Annotated in this window: 14 protein-coding genes; 9 read left to right on the forward strand and 5 right to left on the reverse strand. The window is 73.2% G+C overall.

Features of this window, described 5'->3' with window-relative positions; translation table 11 throughout:
* Positions 1 to 6 precede the first annotated feature (6 nt).
* Positions 7 to 1,515 (reverse strand): ATP-binding cassette domain-containing protein, encoded by a 1,509-nt coding sequence (locus AAD528_RS03180; RefSeq protein WP_345750570.1) that lies wholly within the window; start codon positions 1,513 to 1,515, stop codon positions 7 to 9.
* A gap of 189 nt (positions 1,516 to 1,704) precedes the next feature.
* Here AAD528_RS03180 and AAD528_RS03185 point away from each other — a divergent pair, with 189 nt between their 5' ends.
* The 4 genes from AAD528_RS03185 to AAD528_RS03200 are packed head-to-tail and all read left to right on the forward strand — an operon-like array spanning position 1,705 to position 5,070.
* Positions 1,705 to 2,397: a phosphocholine cytidylyltransferase family protein gene (locus AAD528_RS03185; RefSeq protein WP_345750571.1), complete on the forward strand. Its 693-nt coding sequence runs from the start codon at positions 1,705 to 1,707 to the stop codon at positions 2,395 to 2,397.
* Positions 2,398 to 2,441: 44 nt separating this feature from the next.
* Positions 2,442 to 3,353: a hypothetical protein gene (locus AAD528_RS03190; RefSeq protein WP_345750572.1), complete on the forward strand. Its 912-nt coding sequence runs from the start codon at positions 2,442 to 2,444 to the stop codon at positions 3,351 to 3,353.
* Between the two features lie 39 nt (positions 3,354 to 3,392).
* On the forward strand, positions 3,393 to 3,698 hold the full coding sequence (locus AAD528_RS03195) for a hypothetical protein (protein WP_345750573.1): 306 nt from the start codon (positions 3,393 to 3,395) through the stop codon (positions 3,696 to 3,698).
* Between the two features lie 40 nt (positions 3,699 to 3,738).
* Positions 3,739 to 5,070 (forward strand): HNH endonuclease signature motif containing protein, encoded by a 1,332-nt coding sequence (locus tag AAD528_RS03200; protein WP_345750574.1) that lies wholly within the window; start codon positions 3,739 to 3,741, stop codon positions 5,068 to 5,070.
* Between the two features lie 70 nt (positions 5,071 to 5,140).
* Here the strand turns inward: AAD528_RS03200 and AAD528_RS03205 are convergent, their stop codons facing one another.
* Positions 5,141 to 5,494: a helix-turn-helix domain-containing protein gene (locus tag AAD528_RS03205; protein ID WP_345750575.1), complete on the reverse strand. Its 354-nt coding sequence runs from the start codon at positions 5,492 to 5,494 to the stop codon at positions 5,141 to 5,143.
* 76 nt (positions 5,495 to 5,570) lie between these two features.
* Here AAD528_RS03205 and AAD528_RS03210 point away from each other — a divergent pair, with 76 nt between their 5' ends.
* From AAD528_RS03210 to AAD528_RS03230, 5 genes are all read left to right on the forward strand, one after another.
* Entirely contained in the window at positions 5,571 to 5,786 is a 216-nt protein-coding gene (locus AAD528_RS03210; protein WP_375339582.1) for an SCO4848 family membrane protein, read from the forward strand.
* A 116-nt stretch (positions 5,787 to 5,902) separates the two neighbouring features.
* Positions 5,903 to 6,655: a DnaE2-dependent mutagenesis accessory factor ImuA' gene (gene imuA', locus AAD528_RS03215; RefSeq protein ID WP_345750577.1), complete on the forward strand. Its 753-nt coding sequence runs from the start codon at positions 5,903 to 5,905 to the stop codon at positions 6,653 to 6,655.
* On the forward strand, positions 6,652 to 8,250 hold the full coding sequence (locus tag AAD528_RS03220) for a DNA polymerase Y family protein (protein WP_345750578.1): 1,599 nt from the start codon (positions 6,652 to 6,654) through the stop codon (positions 8,248 to 8,250). Before imuA' ends, AAD528_RS03220 begins: the two co-directional genes overlap by 4 nt.
* Positions 8,251 to 8,263: 13 nt before the next feature.
* Positions 8,264 to 11,680 carry an error-prone DNA polymerase gene (locus tag AAD528_RS03225; protein ID WP_345750579.1) on the forward strand — a complete coding sequence of 1,139 codons (3,417 nt, stop codon included), beginning with the start codon at positions 8,264 to 8,266 and terminating at the stop codon, positions 11,678 to 11,680.
* A gap of 22 nt (positions 11,681 to 11,702) precedes the next feature.
* The gene (locus AAD528_RS03230; RefSeq protein ID WP_345750580.1) at positions 11,703 to 12,620 is read left to right on the forward strand and encodes a 5'-3' exonuclease; all 918 of its coding nucleotides are present in this window, start codon (positions 11,703 to 11,705) and stop codon (positions 12,618 to 12,620) included.
* A gap of 20 nt (positions 12,621 to 12,640) precedes the next feature.
* Here the strand turns inward: AAD528_RS03230 and AAD528_RS03235 are convergent, their stop codons facing one another.
* The 3 genes from AAD528_RS03235 to trpD are packed head-to-tail and all read right to left on the reverse strand — an operon-like array spanning position 12,641 to position 15,939.
* Positions 12,641 to 13,855: an MFS transporter gene (locus tag AAD528_RS03235; RefSeq protein ID WP_345750581.1), complete on the reverse strand. Its 1,215-nt coding sequence runs from the start codon at positions 13,853 to 13,855 to the stop codon at positions 12,641 to 12,643.
* Entirely contained in the window at positions 13,852 to 14,844 is a 993-nt protein-coding gene (locus tag AAD528_RS03240; protein ID WP_345750582.1) for a PHP domain-containing protein, read from the reverse strand. Before AAD528_RS03240 ends, AAD528_RS03235 begins: the two co-directional genes overlap by 4 nt.
* Before the next feature lie 21 nt (positions 14,845 to 14,865).
* Complete coding sequence (gene trpD, locus AAD528_RS03245) at positions 14,866 to 15,939, reverse strand: anthranilate phosphoribosyltransferase (RefSeq protein WP_345750583.1); 1,074 nt, start codon at positions 15,937 to 15,939, stop codon at positions 14,866 to 14,868.
* Positions 15,940 to 16,003 lie beyond the last annotated feature (64 nt).

The raw sequence follows: 16,003 nt of genomic DNA on the forward strand, positions 1-16,003 counted from the left end.
CGAGCCTCAGTCGGAGAACGTGTGCAGCCACTCGAGGCCCTCCATGCTGCTGACCTCTCCGGAGAGCTCGACGAACCGCTGCTCGAGCGTCAGCTCGCCGCGCACCTCGGCGACCGTGCCCTCCGCGAGCAGCTGCCCCGCCACGATCACCGCGACGCGCGTGCAGACGCGCTCGATCAGATCCATGCCGTGGCTCGAGAGCAGCACGGTGCCGCCGTGGGCGACGTACGCGCTCAGGATCTCGAGGATGTTCGCCGACGAGACCGGGTCGACTGCCTCGAACGGCTCGTCGAGCACGAGCAGGCGCGGCGAGTGGATCATCGCGCCCGCCAGCATGACCTTCTTCGTCATGCCCGCCGAGTAGTCGGACACCACGCGGCCGAGGGCGTCGGTGAGGTCGAACGCGCGCGCGAGGTCGGCGGTGCGCCGGGCGACGACGTCGGGCTTCAGCCCGCGCAGCACGCCGAAGTAGTAGAGCAGCTGGCGCCCCGTGAGGCGGTCGAACGTCCGGAGGCGGTCGGGCAGCACGCCCATGAGGGCCTTCGCCGCCCGCGGCTTCTTCGCCATGTCGATGCCGGCCACGGTGATCTCGCCGCGGTCGGGGCGCAGCAGGCCCGCGATCATCGACATCGTGGTGGTCTTGCCCGCGCCGTTGGGACCGACGAGTCCGTAGAAGGATCCGGCGGGCACGGTGAGGTCGATGCCCGCCACGGCCGTCGTGCCGCCGTACGACCGCGACACCCCGCGCAGGACGAGCGCGGGCGCGGCGTCGGGACGCGGCGCGGTGGCCCCCTCGGGGGCAGGATCCGCCCCCCTCTCCTCTTCGACGTCGAGGATCGCGGTGGCGTTCTCGTCGGCCTCGGGCTCGGGATCCGCGACGGCTGGTGCGGGTGCCTCGTCGACCACCGGCGCCGGCGCCTCGTCCACGGTCGGCGGGTCATCCGCTGCCGGTTCCGCGACCTCCGTGCTCAGCTCGTCCGCAGGGGCGTCCTCCTCCGCTGCGGGTTCCACGACCTCCGTGCTCGGCTCGTCCGCGGGGACGTCCTCCTCCGCCGCGGGAGGCGCATCCTGCACCGTGTCCTCCTCCGCCGCCGGAGGCGCATCCTGCACCGCCTCGTCCGTCGGAGCGGGCGGTTCGAGCACAGCGACGAGCGTCGCGGGACCCTCCGCCTCGGTGGCCGAGTCGAGCGCCGCGGGCTGCGCGACCGCGGAGCGCCCGGTCGCGTTGCGCGCCGCGGAGGTCTTCGTGCCCGAGCGGGGCTTCGCCGGGGTCGCGGGCCGCTTCGCCGCCGGCTTGCGCGGAGAGGCGGGCTTGCGCGGCTGAGCGGCCGCCGGGGCATGCGCGTCGTCCTGCTCCTGCTTCGCCGCGGGCCGCGGGGACGCGGGCCGTCGTGCCGGGCGCTTGCCCGCGGGACGCTTCGCCGCCGGGCGCTGCGCCGGTCCGCCCGGGGCGGCCGCCGCACCACCGCCCGAGCTCGTGGCGCCGGCGTCGTCATCCAGGGGCGAAGTCGTCACCGCTTCACCGTAGCAACCGCCACCGACACGCGCCCGGATGTGCTCGATCCGTGACGTTGCGCAAACAGAATTGCCGATCAGAGGCCATCTCTGGCCGTTCTCAGGCATCCCTGGCTAACATGGAGGCGCACATCGAGGTGACCGGTCGGTGAACCGATCGCGAACAAAGCACTGCAGGGGGCGCAACAGATGTCTTTCCGAATCGTCATTCTCGCCGCGGGCATGGGCTCGCGGCTCGGCCGCGCGCTGCCCAAGCCGCTCACAGAGCTCAGCGACGGCCGCTCCATCATGCAGCAGCAGCGTGACAACATCCACGCCGCGTTCGGATCCGACGTCAAGATCACGAAGGTCGTCGGCTACCGCGCCGAGACGATCATCGACGCGTTCCCCGACGCCACCTACGTGCACAACGAGCGCTACGACCAGACGAACACGTCCAAGAGCCTCCTGCGCGCCTTGCAGGCGACCGGCAAGAAGGGCGTGCTCTGGATGAACGGCGACGTCGTCTTCGACCCGCGCGTGCTCGGCCGCGCCATCTCGTTCATCGAGCAGGACCGCTCCTTCGTCACCGTCAACACGGCCAAGGTGAGCGACGAGGAGGTCAAGTACACGATCGACGAGACCGGCCACATCGCCGAGCTCTCGAAGACCGTCGTGGGCGGGATCGGCGAGGCCGTGGGCATCAACTACATCTCGCGCGCCGACAAGCCGGCGTTCATGCGCCACCTCGCGCGCGTGGATGACCAGGACTACTTCGAGCGCGGTCTCGAGCTGGCGATCCAGCACGACGGCGTGAAGCTGCAGCCCATGGACATCTCCGACCTGTACGCGGTCGAGATCGACACCGCCGAAGACCTGGTGCACGCCAACGAGTACGTCTGAGTCCGCTCAGGCGCCGTTCGCGTCCGCCGTTTAGGATCTCGCGCGTGTCCGCCAAGGTCCACAAGATCCACTCGCTGCCCGACGACGCCGCCTGGAAGGGCGGGTTGCCGCCCGCTGGTCACGACGAGCATCCGTTCCTCGTGCGGACCCTCGATCGGGTGATCCGGATCCAGCGTCCCGCCGTGATCGCGAACATCCGGTCGGTCCGGCTGCGTCACCCCGATGCGACGCCGGATCAGATCGTCCGGATCCTCGAGAACCGTTACCTCACCGCGGTCACGACGGGCGGTGCCGCGGTCGGCGCCACCGCTGTGGTGCCGGGCGTCGGCACCGCGGTGACGCTCGGGCTCGCGAGTGCCGAGACGGTCGGCTTCCTCGAGGCGACCGCGCTGTTCGCGCAGTCGCTCGCCGAGGTGCACGGCATCGCGATCGACTCGCCGGATCGGGCCCGCGCGCTCGTCCTGACGATGATGCTCGGCGACGACGCCGTGAACCTCGTGAAGCAGCTGGCTGGTCAGGCCGCCGGCACCGGCAGCCGTTCGGCCTACTGGGGCGAGCTCGTGACCAAGTCGCTCCCCCGCGCCAGCGTGGGTCCGCTGCTCGAACGCCTGAAGAAGTCGTTCCTGCACCGCTTCGCGGCCAAGGGCAGCGCGTCGCTGATCGGCAAGGCGATGCCGTTCGGCGTGGGCGCCGTGATCGGCGGCGCGGGCAACCACATCCTCGGCCGCCGCGTCGTGGTCTCCTCGCGGAAGGCGTTCGGCGCCGCGCCGGCCGTGCTCGCGTCGGAGCTCGAGCCTCTGCCGGGCGCCCAGCGACTCGAGCACTCGGCCCTGCACGGCGCGAAGAAGATCGGCGCGATCGTGGGCGGCGCCGTGGGGCGCGTGATCCCGCATCGTTCGTCCCCAGCGCCCTCTTCGATCGAGTCGTCCACGGATCCGTCCTCCGACGCGTCCTGAGGCCGTCGCGCGTCGCCGGCCGCTCGTACGGTCGGCCGCATGCTGCGAGCCCTCGACCCCGCCGAGCCCCCCGTTCCCGACGCGTACCGCGTGCCCTGGCATGTGGACCGCGACGATCCCGCGCATCCGCTGCTGTGCAACGAAGGCGCGGATGCGGCGGAGTTCGTCCGCGTCTACGTCGCCGACGGCACGGCCCCGCCAGACCTCGAGACGTGGGGGCGGATGCGCCCCGGCGAGTCGCGCGAACTGTGCCTGTGCGGCTGCGATCTCGACGACACGACGGTCACGATCGCGTGGTTCCGCCCGGACGACGCGCGGGAGTGGGCGTGGTCGTTCGTGATCTGAGTCTCGAAGGAATGTCCGAGGCCGGTGGGACACTGGAGTCATGGCCAGGACGTCATTCGCGGAGCGATGGGACCTCGATCCCGCGCGTCGTGAGGTGCTGTCCACGATCATCGACGCCGTCGCGTCGGCCGACCTGATCATCGCGAACGCGGAGGCCGCGAAGGCGATGCTGCTGAAGGCCGCGCAGGACAACGGGCTGGAGATCATGGCCGAGATGGGCGCCCCCTCCGGGTGGGTGCTGCCCGTGCGGGCGATCGCCGCCGACATCGCGGCGGCCACGAACGCGTCGGATCGGACGATCCGCGGCCGCATGGACGACGCCGCCGTTCTGATCGAGCAGTTCCCCGGCACGTTCTCCGCGCTCGTGGACGGGCGCCTGTCCCGCGCGCACGCCACCGCGATCACGGACGAGGGTCTGCGACTGACGGATCCGAGCGCTCGGGGCCGCTATGAGCAGCTCGTGCTGGAGCGGTCGGCCGGTCAGTCACCGGGTCGACTGCGCGTGATCGCGAAGGCCATCGCCGAGGAGTGCGAGCCCACGACCGTCGTCGAGCGGCACGACGTCGCGTTCGCCGACCGGAGGTCCTGGGTGGAGGACCGCGAGGACGGCATGGGCCTGTTCTGCCTCCTGACCGGGACGGCTGAGGCGCACGCGATCCAGAATCGCGGGACGAGCATGGCGATCACCGTCCGACGTGCCCGCCGGGCCGATGCCGGCGCCGATGACGTCGCGGACGAGCGGACGCTCGACCAGATCCGCGCGGATGTGCTCGCGGATGTGATGCTCACCGGCATCCCGTCCGCGCACGTGGCGGACGAGTCGGGCGGCAACGCGCTGGCGGCGATCCGCGCGACGGTGCAGGTCACCATCCCGGCCACCACGCTCACGGGCATCGGGGACGACGCGGCTTTCCTCGCCGGGCACGGACCGATCGACCCCGAGACCGCTCGGCGCCTGGCCGGCGGCGCCACCCTCTGGTCGCGGTTGTTCATCGATCCCGGCACCGGATGCCTGCGGACCGTCGACTCGTACGTCCCCACGGCGGAGCAGAAGCGGTTCCTGCGCGCACGAGACGAGCACTGCCGGTTCCCCGGCTGCCGACGGTCCGTGGCGCGGTGCGACCTCGACCACACGATCGCCCACGCCGAGGGCGGCCCCACGGCCGTGTCCAATCTCGGGGCGCTGTGCCGGAGCCACCACCTGCTCAAGCACTACGGCAACTGGACCGCCGAGCACGGCCCCGACGGCACGATCACGTGGCGCAGTCCCACCGGTCGCCGGATGCAGGACATCCCCGCGCCGGTCGTGCGTTTCGTCCCGACCGACGACGTCGATCCGCCGCCCGACCCCGGCGAACCGCCCGGCTTCTAGTCGGTCTCGGTCGCGCGCCGCGGCTGTCGGCGACGGTAGAGGTGGTGCTGCCTGATCCGCCCGGGCGGACTCAGAGGTCGAGCGCCCCGTTGCCGGCGTAGTAGCGGCGGCGGGTCTGCATGTCGCGTGTGCTGTACCCGTAGGGGCGGCGGGTGCCGGGCATGTCCTCCGGCGTCACCTCGTCGACGAGGTAGGCCAGCGGCACCTCCAGGGCGATCGCGATCTGCATGAGGCTCAGCAGCGTGGGGTTTCCATGCCCGCGCTCGATGCGCTGCAGATGACGCACATCGAGGTCGGCGCAGTCCGCGAGGGTGGGACGACTCAGCCGCGCGCGGCGACGCAGCTCGGCGATCCGCTCTCCGACCTTCGCGGCGGCGGCCGAGTGCGGATCGACCAGGCGCTCCTGGGGACTCGGTTCGGTCATGCCCCTCATGGTGACGATGTTTCCGCGCGCCGGGGTGGGCACCTCTGCCCACCCGGCGGCTTAGGCTCGTCGGGTGATGCTCCTCCTGGCCGTGCTGCTGCTCGCGAACGCCGTCTTCAACGTGCTCGTCTGGCCGACCTTCTACCGTCGCGTGTCCCGCGACCCGCGCGCCCGGGACGCGGCCGGGCGGCCGACGCGGTTCCTCACCGTGCACGCCGTGCTGATCGGCATCGCCCTGCTGCTCGCCGTCGCATCGGCGATCGCGGGCGTCACCGCGCTGATCCGGGGCTGATCCCGCCCCGCGACCCCACCCCTCGGGCATCCGGATCCCGGATGTCGGATGTACGAACTAGCGTTCGAAGCGAGATCGACTTCTTCGAACATCAGTTCTATTCTTGAGGGATGGGGATGGCACTTCACGAGACGGCCTCCCGCTGGGGGGCAGCGCCGGCCGAGGCGGCCGGTCCGCGAGCGCAGACCGCCGCAGAGGTGCAGCGCCTGCGGGCCCAGATCACCCGCATGCAGCGCCGCAGCGCGCAGATCGACGCGATGCCGGTGCACGCCGCACTCGCTCCCCTGTTCCCCGAGCGCGGACTGCGCCCCGGCGCGGTCTACAGCCTCGACGCGTCCACGAGCCTGCTGCTCGCGCTGATGGCGGCTCCCTCGCGCGCCGGGTCGTGGTGCGCCGCGATCGGGATGCCCGAGCTGGCCGCCGAGGCGGCCGAGGGCTACGGCGTCGACCTCGAGCGCTTCGCCCTGGTGCCGGATCCGGGCGACCGCTGGCTCGCGGTCGCCTCGGCGGTGGCCGAGGTGTTCCCCGTGGTCGCCGTGCGCCCGCCCCGCGCGGCGCGGGAGGCCGACACCGCCCGCCTCGGCGCCAAGCTGCGCGACCGCGGCGGCGTGCTGCTCGTGCAGGGCGCATGGCCGCAGGCGGAGGCCGCGCTGCGCCTGCGCGACCCCGAATGGACGGGCCTCGGCCAGGGGCACGGGCTGCTCGCCGCGCGGGAGGTCACGATCGAGGCGGTCGGGCGTCGCTTCCCCGTGCCACGCTCGGTGCGGGTGCAGCTGCCGGGCCCGCTCGGCGCCCCGGTCGCGACCAGCACCGCGACCCGGCGGCCGGAGTGGCGCGCGGTCGGCCGGCTCGAGGCGGTGGCGGGATGAGCGTCCCTCCCACCCGGGTCATCGTCCTGTGGCTGCCCGACTGGCCGGTCGCCGCGCTGCGGCGCAGCGAGGCGCGCGCGGCGGCCCGGGCACTCGACGGCGAGGCCGTTCCCGGCCCGGATCCGGATGACGCCCCCATCGCGATCATGCGCGCGAACCGGATCGTGGCCTGCTCGGCCTCCGCCCGCCGCGAGGGCGTGCGCCGCGGCCAGCGTCGGCGCGACGCCCAGGGCGCATGCCCGCGGCTGCGGCTCGTGCCCGCCGATCCCGGGCGGGACGAGCGCGCCTTCAGCCCCGTGCTGTCGCGGCTCGAGCAGCTCACCCCCGGCGTGCAGCCGCTGCGTCCCGGGCTGTGCGCCATCCGCGCGCGCGGTCCCGCCCGGTTCTACGGCGGCGAGGAGGACGCGGCGAGCGCGCTGCTCGACGAGCTCGCGGCCTGCGGCGTCCCCGACGCCCGCGCGGGCGTGGCCGACGGCCTGTTCACGGCCGAGCAGGCGGCGCGCCTGATGAGCCCCGCATCCATCCGGGTCGTCCCGCGCGGCGCATCCGCGGCGTTCCTGTCGCCGCTCACGGTCGCGGCGCTCTCCCCCGTGGGCGGCGACGACGACCTCGTCGCGCTGCTGGCCCGCCTGGGGGTGCAGACCCTGGGTGAGTTCGCCGCGCTCGACCTCGCGGCGGTGCGCGACCGCCTGGGCGATCACGGCGCGCGCCTGCACGCGCTGGCCGGCGGATCCGACTCCCGCCCCGTGGTGCCGCGCGTGCCTCCGCCCGAGCTGGCGCGCGAGATCGAGTTCGAGCCGCCGCTCGATCTCTCGGAGCAGGTCGCGTTCGCCGTGCGCACCACGACCGAGGACGTCATCACAGGGCTCGACGAGGCCGGGCTGGTGTGCACCGAGGTGCGGATCACCCTGCTCGACGACCGCGGCGGCCGCAGCGAGCGGGTGTGGCTGCATCCGACGTGCTTCGACGCGGCCGCGCTCGTCGACCGCGTGCGCTGGCAGCTGCAGGCGACGCTCGAGGGCGAGGGGGCCTTCGGCGGCGAGAACGGCGGCGTCGCCCTCGTGCGCATCGAGCCCGAGGCGGTCGACGACACCGTGCACCACCAGCCCGCGCTGCTCGGGCAGGGCCCGGACGAGCGCCTGCACCACGCCATGTCGCGCGTGCAGGCGATGCTCGGCCACCGCGGCGTCGTCACGCCCCTGCTCGCGGGCGGCCGCTGGCTCGGCGAGCGCGAGCGGCGCGTGCCGTGGGGCGATGCCGAGCGGCCTGCCCACCCCCGCGACCTGCCGTGGCCGGGCAGCCTCCCGCAGCCCCTGCCCAGCGAGGTGTACCGCACGCCCCGGCCCGCGGCCGTCGCGGCGTCCGACGGCTCCCCCGTCGCGGTCGACGAACGCGGCGGGATGTCCGCGCCCCCGGCCGTGCTCGACGGGCGCCGGATCGCCGCGTGGGCCGGCCCGTGGCCCGTGATCGAGCGGCAGTGGGATCCGGCGAGGGCCCGCCGCGCCCACCGCTTCCAGGTGGTCGACGCGGATCAGACGGCCTGGCTGCTCGTGCTCGAGGACGACCGCTGGTGGCTCGAGGGACGCTACACGTGAACGGCGGCTGCTGATGGGCTGGCAGAATCCTCCGATCTCCTGGTCCGAGCTGGAGCGGGCGCTCAGCGGCCGCCGCCCCGACGCGCGTCCGACCGGCGCGGACGGCGGGGACAGCCCCGCGTGGAGCCGCAAGCGCGGCGCGTACCAGGCGCCGCCCATCGTGCGTCCCGAGGACGCCGTGCCCTACGCCGAGCTGCACGCGCACTCGTCGTTCTCGTTCCTCGACGGCGCCTCGTCGCCCGAGGAGCTGGTCGAGGAGGCCGAGCGCCTGGGACTGCACGGCCTGGCGCTCACCGACCACGACGGCTTCTACGGCCTGGTGCGCTTCGCCGAGGCCGCCGAGGCGACCGCCGTGAAGACCGTGTTCGGCGCCGAGCTGTCGTTCGGCCTGCCCGCCCCGCAGAACGGCGTCCCGGATCCGGCGGGCGAGCACCTGCTCGTGCTGGCCCGCGGCGAGGAGGGATACCACCGCCTCGCCGCCGCGATCACGCACGCCCAGCTGCGCGGCGCCGAGAAGGGGCGCCCGCTCTACGACCTCGACGAGCTCGCGCAGCGCGCCGATGGGCACTGGGTGATCCTCACCGGATGCCGCAAGGGCTCGGTGCGCCGGGCGCTGGCGCGGGACGACGCGGCGGATGCGCCCGCGCAGGCGGCCGCCGCCCTCGACCGGCTCGTCGACCTGTTCGGCCAGGACAGCGTGCACGTCGAGCTCACCGACCATGGCGATCCGCTCGACACGCGCCGCAACGACGTGCTCGCGGCGCTGGCGGCCGAGCGTGGGCTGCCGCTGATCGCCGCCAACAACGTGCACTACGCGACCCCCGGGAAGGCTCGACTGGCCGAGGCGGTCGCCGCCGTGCGCGCCACGCGCAGCATGGCCGATCTCGACGGCTGGCTGACCGCCCACGGCGCGGCGCACCTGCGCGACGGCGCCGAGATGACCGCCCGCTTCGCCCGCTATCCCGGCGCGGTCGCGCGCACCGTGCCGCTCGCGGATGAGCTCGCCTTCGCGCTGCGCACCATGAGACCGGCCCTGCCGAAGCAGAAGGTGCCCGAGGGGCGCACCCCGATGTCGCACCTGCGCGAGCTCGTCTGGGCCGCGGTTCCGAGGAAGTACCCGGACCTCACGCCGGAGGACCGCCGGCGCATCGCGGGCGAGCTGGACGTCATCGAGCAGAAGGACTTCCCCGGCTACTTCCTCATCGTGCACGGCATCGTCCAGGAGGCCCGCCACCGGGGCATCCTGTGCCAGGGCCGCGGCTCCGCGGCCAGCAGCGCCGTCTGCTACCTGCTGGACATCACGGCGGTCGACGCGATCGCCTACGACCTGCCGTTCGAGCGCTTCCTGTCGTCGCTGCGCGACGAGGAGCCGGACATCGACGTCGACTTCGACTCCGACCGGCGCGAGGAGATCATCCAGTGGGTGTTCGACGAGTACGGACGCGAGAACGCCGCCCAGGTCGCGAACGTCATCCAGTACCGCCCCAAGAACGCCGTGCGCGACATGGCCCGCGCGCTCGGCTACTCCCCCGGGCAGCAGGATGCGTGGTCGAAGCAGGTGGAGGGCTGGGGCGCCGGCCTCGAGACGGGCGCAGACCACGACATCCCGGATCAGGTGATCCTCTATGCGACCGAGCTGCTGAAGGCACCGCGCCACCTGGGCATCCACTCGGGCGGCATGGTGCTCACGGAGCGCCCGATCGGCGAGGTCGTGCCGATCGAGCACGCCCGCATGGAGAAGCGCACCGTGATCCAGTGGGACAAGGACGACGCCGCGTCCATGGGGCTGGTGAAGTTCGACCTGCTGGGACTCGGCATGCTGTCGGCCCTGCAGCACTGCTTCGACCTGATCCGCGACGCCACGGGCGAGGAGTGGGCGCTCGACACCCTGCCGAAGGAGGAGGCCGCGGTCTACGACATGCTGTGCCGCGCCGACTCCATCGGGGTGTTCCAGGTCGAGTCGCGCGCGCAGATGGGCCTGCTGCCCCGCCTGCAGCCCCGCGAGTTCTACGACCTCGCGATCCAGATCGCGCTGATCCGTCCCGGCCCCATCCAGGGCGGCGCCGTGCACCCGTTCGTGCGCCGCAAGATGGGCGACGAGAAGGTCACGTACGACCACCCCGACCTGGAGCCGGTGCTGCAGCGCACGCTGGGCATCCCGGTGTTCCAGGAGCAGCTCATGAAGATGGCGGTGGCCGTCGGGGAGTGCACGCCCGAGGACGCCGATCAGCTGCGGCGCGCGATGGGATCCAAGCGCGGGCTCGAGCGGATCGACAAGCTGAAGGACAAGCTCTACGCCGGGATGGCCTCCAACGGCATCGCGCCGGACGTGGCCGACGCCATCTACGCGCGCATCCAGGCGTTCGCGAACTTCGGCTTCGCCGAGTCGCACTCCCTGTCGTTCGCGCTGCTGGTCTACGCGTCGTCGTGGATCAAGCTGCACTATCCCGCCGCGTTCCTCGCGGGCCTCCTGCGCGCGCAGCCGATGGGCTTCTACTCGCCCGCGTCGCTCACGGCCGATGCGCGGCGCCACGGCGTCGAGGTGCGTCGCCCCGACCTGAACCGCTCGGGCGCGACCGAGGTGCTCGAGGCGATCGGCGACGCCGGGACGACGGGCCTCGACACGTGTCTCGTCCGCGTGCATCCGGCGCCCCGGAAGTTCGACCGCAGCGCCCCCGACGACTCGGCCGCGCACCGCCGTGACGGCGCCTTCGCGGTGCGGCTGGGCCTGGCCGGCGTCACCGGGATCGGCGCCGACACGGCGGCGCGGATCGTCGCCGAGCGCGAGCGCGGCGGCCCGTACCGCGGCCTGCACGAGCTGGTGCGGCGCACCGGCATCGCGCAGAGGCACCTCGAGGCGCTGGCGACCGCCGGGGCCTTCGAGTGCCTCGGCCTGTCACGACGCGAGGCGATCTGGCTGGCCGGATCCGCTGCACAGGACCGCCCGGAGTTCCTGCCGCACACCATGACCCCGATCGGCGCGGAGGGCGTGCAGCCCCCGCTGTTCGCCGACCCCACCAGCTACGAGCAGCTCGCCGCCGACCTGTGGGCGACCGGCATCTCGACCACGGATCATCCGCTCACCCACTTCCGTGAGGCGCTCGACGCGCGCGGTGTGCTGCCGTCCGCGCATCTGCGCTCGCACGAGACGGGCCGCCGGATCGAGGTCGCCGGGCTCGTCACCCATCGGCAGCGCCCGGCGACCGCGTCGGGCGTGACCTTCCTCAACCTCGAGGACGAGCACGGCCTGGTGAACGTGATCTGCTCGGTCGGCGTCTGGAACCGCTACCGCCGCATCGTGCGCGACAGCCCCGCCCTCATCGCCCGCGGCATCCTCGAGCGCTCCCCCGAGGGCGTGACGAACATCGTCGCCGACGCCTTCGAGGACCTCCGCGTCGGCGTCAAGCACGCGGCCCGCGACTTCCACTGACGCGGGATGACACACTGAAGCCGTGACCTCGCGCCTCATGCTGCTCGACACCGCCAGCCTCTACTTCCGGGCGTTCTACGGGGTGCCCGACACCGTGCGATCCGCCGACGGCACGCCCGTGAACGCTGTGCGCGGGCTGCTCGACATCATCGCGAAGCTCGTCACGGCGTACGAGCCGACGCATCTCGTCGCCTGCTGGGACGACGACTGGCGGCCCCAGTGGCGGGTCGACCTGATCCCGTCCTACAAGGCGCACCGCGTGGTCGAGGTGGTCTCGGGCGGCGCGGATGTCGAGGAGGTCCCGGATCCGCTCGAGGTCCAGGTGCCGGTGATCCGCGAGGCGCTCGCGACGCTCGGCATCGCGACCGTGGGTGCGGCGCGGCACGAGGCCGACGACGTCATCGGCACGCTCGCGACGCGCGCGACGCGGCCGGTCGACATCGTCACGGGCGACCGCGACCTGTTCCAGCTCGTCGACGACGAACGGGACGTGCGCGTGATCTACACCGCGCGCGGCATGAGCAATCTCGAGGTCGTCACGGACGAGGTCGTCGTCGCCAAGTACGGCGTCCACGCCGCGCAGTACGCCGACTTCGCGACGATGCGCGGCGACGCGTCGGACGGCCTCCCGGGCGTGAAGGGCGTCGGCGAGAAGACCGCCGCGACGCTGCTCGCCGCGCACGGCGACCTGACCGGGATCCGCGCGGCCGCCGAGGCGGGCGAGGGCATGTCCGCGGGCGTGCGCGCGAAGTTCGCCGCCGCGGCCGACTACCTCGACGTGGCGCCGAAGGTCGTCGCCGTCGCGACCGATCTGGACCTGGGCGAGATCGACGCGGCGCTCCCCCGCCCCGACGAGACCGCCACGGCGCGCGCGCGGGACTTCGCTGGGCGCTGGAGCCTCGGCACGTCGATGGATCGGGTCCTCGCGGCCCTGGCCTGATCCGGATCCGCGGACGCGCGTCAGCGGCGCACGCGCGCGACCGCGGTCAGCAGGCAGGCCGCGAAGCCGGCCGTCAGCGCCACGATGACGGTCTGCGGGAGATCCCACGCGCCCGTGGCGTCGTGCAGCGCGCCGAGCACGGGCGCGCTCGCGGCACCGACCACGTAGGCCCCGCCCTGCACGATCGCCGACATCGTCGCGGTCTCCTCCGCGGAGCGCGAGACCCCGACCATCACGGTGAAGATCACGACGAAGCCGCCCGAATGGGCGACCCCGCCGAGCACGACCCACAGCGCGAACAGCTGCGGCGCGAACAGCATCCCGCCGGAGAACCCCAGCCAGCACACCGCGATCAGCACCGCCGGCACCGCCAGCGGCAGCCGCCGGGCCAGCACGGGCACGACGAACGGGCCCAGGATCGCGACGCCCTGGAACAGAGATGCCAGGGCGCCCGCCAGCGTCGCGTCGGCGCCGATCAGGTCGCCGAGGATCGCCGGCAGCCAGGTGGACATGCCGTAGTACGCCGCAGACTGGCACGCGAACGCGGCCAGCAGCAGCCACACGACCGGCTGACGCAGCACGGCGCGCGGCCGCGACGCGACGATCGGCACGGTCGCGGTCGTCAGGGGCGTCTCGCCGAGCGACCGCTCGTCCCAGGGCTGCCCTGGCATCCTGTCGCGCCACAGGTGCAGGGCCCACATCAGGATGCCGATCGCCGTGAGGGCGATCCACAGCAGCAGTGCGAGCGGCCAGCCGGTGACCGCCGCGATCGACGCCGTGGTCAGCGTCGTGACGAGCGACCCGGCGTTCAGCGCCGCGGTGTACGCGGCGGTGACGGTCGCGACCCGCGGTGCGGGCACGTCGCGCCCGATGATCACCGGGATGACGACGTTGCCGATCGTGATGCCGGCGCCGATCACGAGCATCCCGACGAGCATCCATCCGAATCCCGGCAGAGCCCGGATCAGCGTGCCCGCGGCGACCGCGATGAGGCACGCCATCAGCGCGAGCTCCGGGCCCGCGCGCCGGATGATCAGCGCCGCCACGGGGGTCAGCACCGCGAACATCAGCACGGGGAAGGTCGTCAGCAGCGACGCCGTGGCACCGTCCAGCGCGTAGTCGCGCGCGATGTCCCGCAGCACGGGCGTGACCGACAGAATCGGCCCGCGCAGGCTGAGCGCCGCGACCAGCACGCCGGCGATGACGAGCCACGGGAAGGCGCGGCGCGCGGTCATGCGCCCCACGCCCAGGCCCGCAGCTTCGCGAGGGGCCAGGTCGTCACGATGCGCTCGGCCGGCACGCCGAGCCGCTCGGCGCGTTCGGCGCCGTGGTCGAGCAGCGACAGCTGGCCCGGCGCGTGCGCGTCGCTGTCGATCGAGAACAGGCATCCGGTCTCCAGTGCGAGCAGGATCAGCTCGTCCGGCGGGTCCTCGCGCTCGGGGCGCGAATTGATCTCGACGGCCACGCCGTGCTCCGCGCAGGCCTCGAACACGGCCCGCGGATCGAACGTCGACGGCGGCCGCGTCCCGCGCGACCCCGACACCAGCCGACCGGTCACGTGCCCCAGCACCGTCACGCGCGGGTTGGAGACCGCGGCGACCAGCCGCCGCGTCATCGCGGGCGCCTCCATCCGCAGCTCGGAATGCGCCGAGGCGACCACGATGTCGAGCTCGTCGAGCAGCTCCGGCTCCTGGTCGAGCGCGCCGTCGCTCAGGATGTCGACCTCGATGCCGCTCAGCAGCGTGAACCGCTCGTCGTGGAGGTCCGCCACCACCTCGAGCTGCTGCCGCAGCCGCTCGGCCGTCAGCCCGCGCGCGACCTTGAGCCTCGGCGAGTGATCCGTGAGCGCGAGGTAGTCGTGGCCGAGCGCCCGAGCCGCGGCGACCATCTGATCGATCGGCGTCGTGCCGTCCGACCAGTCGCTGTGGGAGTGCAGGTCTCCCCGCAGCCTGCCGCGCAGCTCCGACTGCTGGACGTCGCCGACCCGCTCGCGCAGGGCCGTGAGGTAGTCGGGCACGCGTCCGGCGAGGGCCTGCTCGATGACGGCGAACGTGGACGCGCCGATGCCCTTCGCGCGACGCAGGCGATCCGGATCCTGCCGCGTCGCCTCGTCGAGGCCGGCGACCGTCGCGGCGGCGGTGCGGAACGCCTTCGCCTTGAACTTCGAGGCGCGCTCGCGCTCGAGCAGGAAGGCGATCTCGTTCAGCGCCTCGATCGGATCCATCGCCCCTCCTGTCCGGCCGGCTCAGTCCTGCGAGTGCTGCGCGCTCAGCTCCCGGGTCGCGGCGATCCACTGCTCGAGCTTCGCGGTCGCCCGGCCGTCGTCGATCGCGGCGGCCGCGTCGACCAGCGCCTCGGCCAGGCGCTCGATCATGCCGCGCTGGACCTGCGACGGATCCTGCGACAGCCGGAACGCGACGATGCCGGCGGCGGCGTTCAGCAGCACGATGTCGCGCACGGCGCCGGGCTCTCCCGCGAGCGTGCGGCGCAGGATGTCGGCGTTGTGCTCCGGCGAGCCGCCCAGCAGGTCCTCGAGCTGCGCCGTGGCGAGGCCGACGTCGCGCGGATGGATGTCGAACTCGTGCACGTCGCCGCGGGAGATCTCCCAGATCCGGCTGTACCCCGTGGTGGTGAGCTCGTCGAGGCCGTCCTCGCCGCGGAACACCAGCGCGGTCGCGCCGCGCGTGCGGAACACGCCGGTGATGAGCGGCACGACATCCGCGTTCGCGACGCCGACGGCGTTCGCCTCGGCGCGCGCCGGGTTCACGAGAGGCCCCAGGAAGTTGAACACGGTCGGCACGCCGAGCTCGGCGCGCGTCGGGCCCGCATGCCGGAAGCCCGGATGGAACGCCGCCGCCCACGCGAACGTGATGCCCGCGCGGTCCAGCACGCCCGCGACGGCCTCGGGCGGCAGGCGCAGGTCGATGCCCAGCGCGCTCAGCACATCCGATGATCCGGACTGCGAGCTGGCGGCCTTGTTGCCGTGCTTGACCACGGGCACGCCCGTCGCGGCGATCACGATGGACGCGGTCGACGAGATGTTCACGGTGCCGACGCGGTCCCCGCCGGTGCCGACGATGTCGAGCACGTTCGGGTCGACGTCCAGCGGCACGGCGGCCTCGAGGATCGCGTCGCGGAAGCCGATGATCTCCTCCACCGACTCGCCCTTGGCGCGCAGCGCGAGCAGGAATCCGCCCAGCTGGGCGGGCGTGGCGCGGCCCTCCATCACCTGTCGCATGGCCCAGGTCGCCTCCGACACGCTGAGGTTCGCGCGCGAGAGAACGGTCGTGAGGACATCCGGCCAGGTCGGTTCCGCCATACGAGCGATCCTAGTCAGGCGGATTCACGGTGATCTCACGCGGGGGCCACAGCCGGCACTTAGG

Origin of the sequence: Microbacterium rhizophilum, from assembly GCF_039605615.1 — a bacterium.
Taxonomy (GTDB): Bacteria; Actinomycetota; Actinomycetes; order Actinomycetales; family Microbacteriaceae; genus Microbacterium; species Microbacterium rhizophilus.

Bases quoted from the DNA above. Each gene is read 5' to 3' on its own strand.
- trpD (WP_345750583.1), bottom strand. From the start codon at position 15,939: ATGGCGGAACCGACCTGGCCGGATGTCCTCACGACCGTTCTCTCGCGC.
- AAD528_RS03220 (WP_345750578.1), top strand. From the start codon at position 6,652: ATGAGCGTCCCTCCCACCCGGGTCATCGTCCTGTGGCTGCCCGACTGG.
- AAD528_RS03200 (WP_345750574.1), top strand. From the start codon at position 3,739: ATGGCCAGGACGTCATTCGCGGAGCGATGGGACCTCGATCCCGCGCGT.
- AAD528_RS03185 (WP_345750571.1), top strand. From the start codon at position 1,705: ATGTCTTTCCGAATCGTCATTCTCGCCGCGGGCATGGGCTCGCGGCTC.
- AAD528_RS03240 (WP_345750582.1), bottom strand. From the start codon at position 14,844: ATGGATCCGATCGAGGCGCTGAACGAGATCGCCTTCCTGCTCGAGCGC.
- AAD528_RS03210 (WP_375339582.1), top strand. From the start codon at position 5,571: ATGCTCCTCCTGGCCGTGCTGCTGCTCGCGAACGCCGTCTTCAACGTG.
- AAD528_RS03205 (WP_345750575.1), bottom strand. From the start codon at position 5,494: ATGACCGAACCGAGTCCCCAGGAGCGCCTGGTCGATCCGCACTCGGCC.
- AAD528_RS03235 (WP_345750581.1), bottom strand. From the start codon at position 13,855: ATGACCGCGCGCCGCGCCTTCCCGTGGCTCGTCATCGCCGGCGTGCTG.
- imuA' (WP_345750577.1), top strand. From the start codon at position 5,903: ATGGCACTTCACGAGACGGCCTCCCGCTGGGGGGCAGCGCCGGCCGAG.
- AAD528_RS03225 (WP_345750579.1), top strand. From the start codon at position 8,264: ATGGGCTGGCAGAATCCTCCGATCTCCTGGTCCGAGCTGGAGCGGGCG.
- AAD528_RS03195 (WP_345750573.1), top strand. From the start codon at position 3,393: ATGCTGCGAGCCCTCGACCCCGCCGAGCCCCCCGTTCCCGACGCGTAC.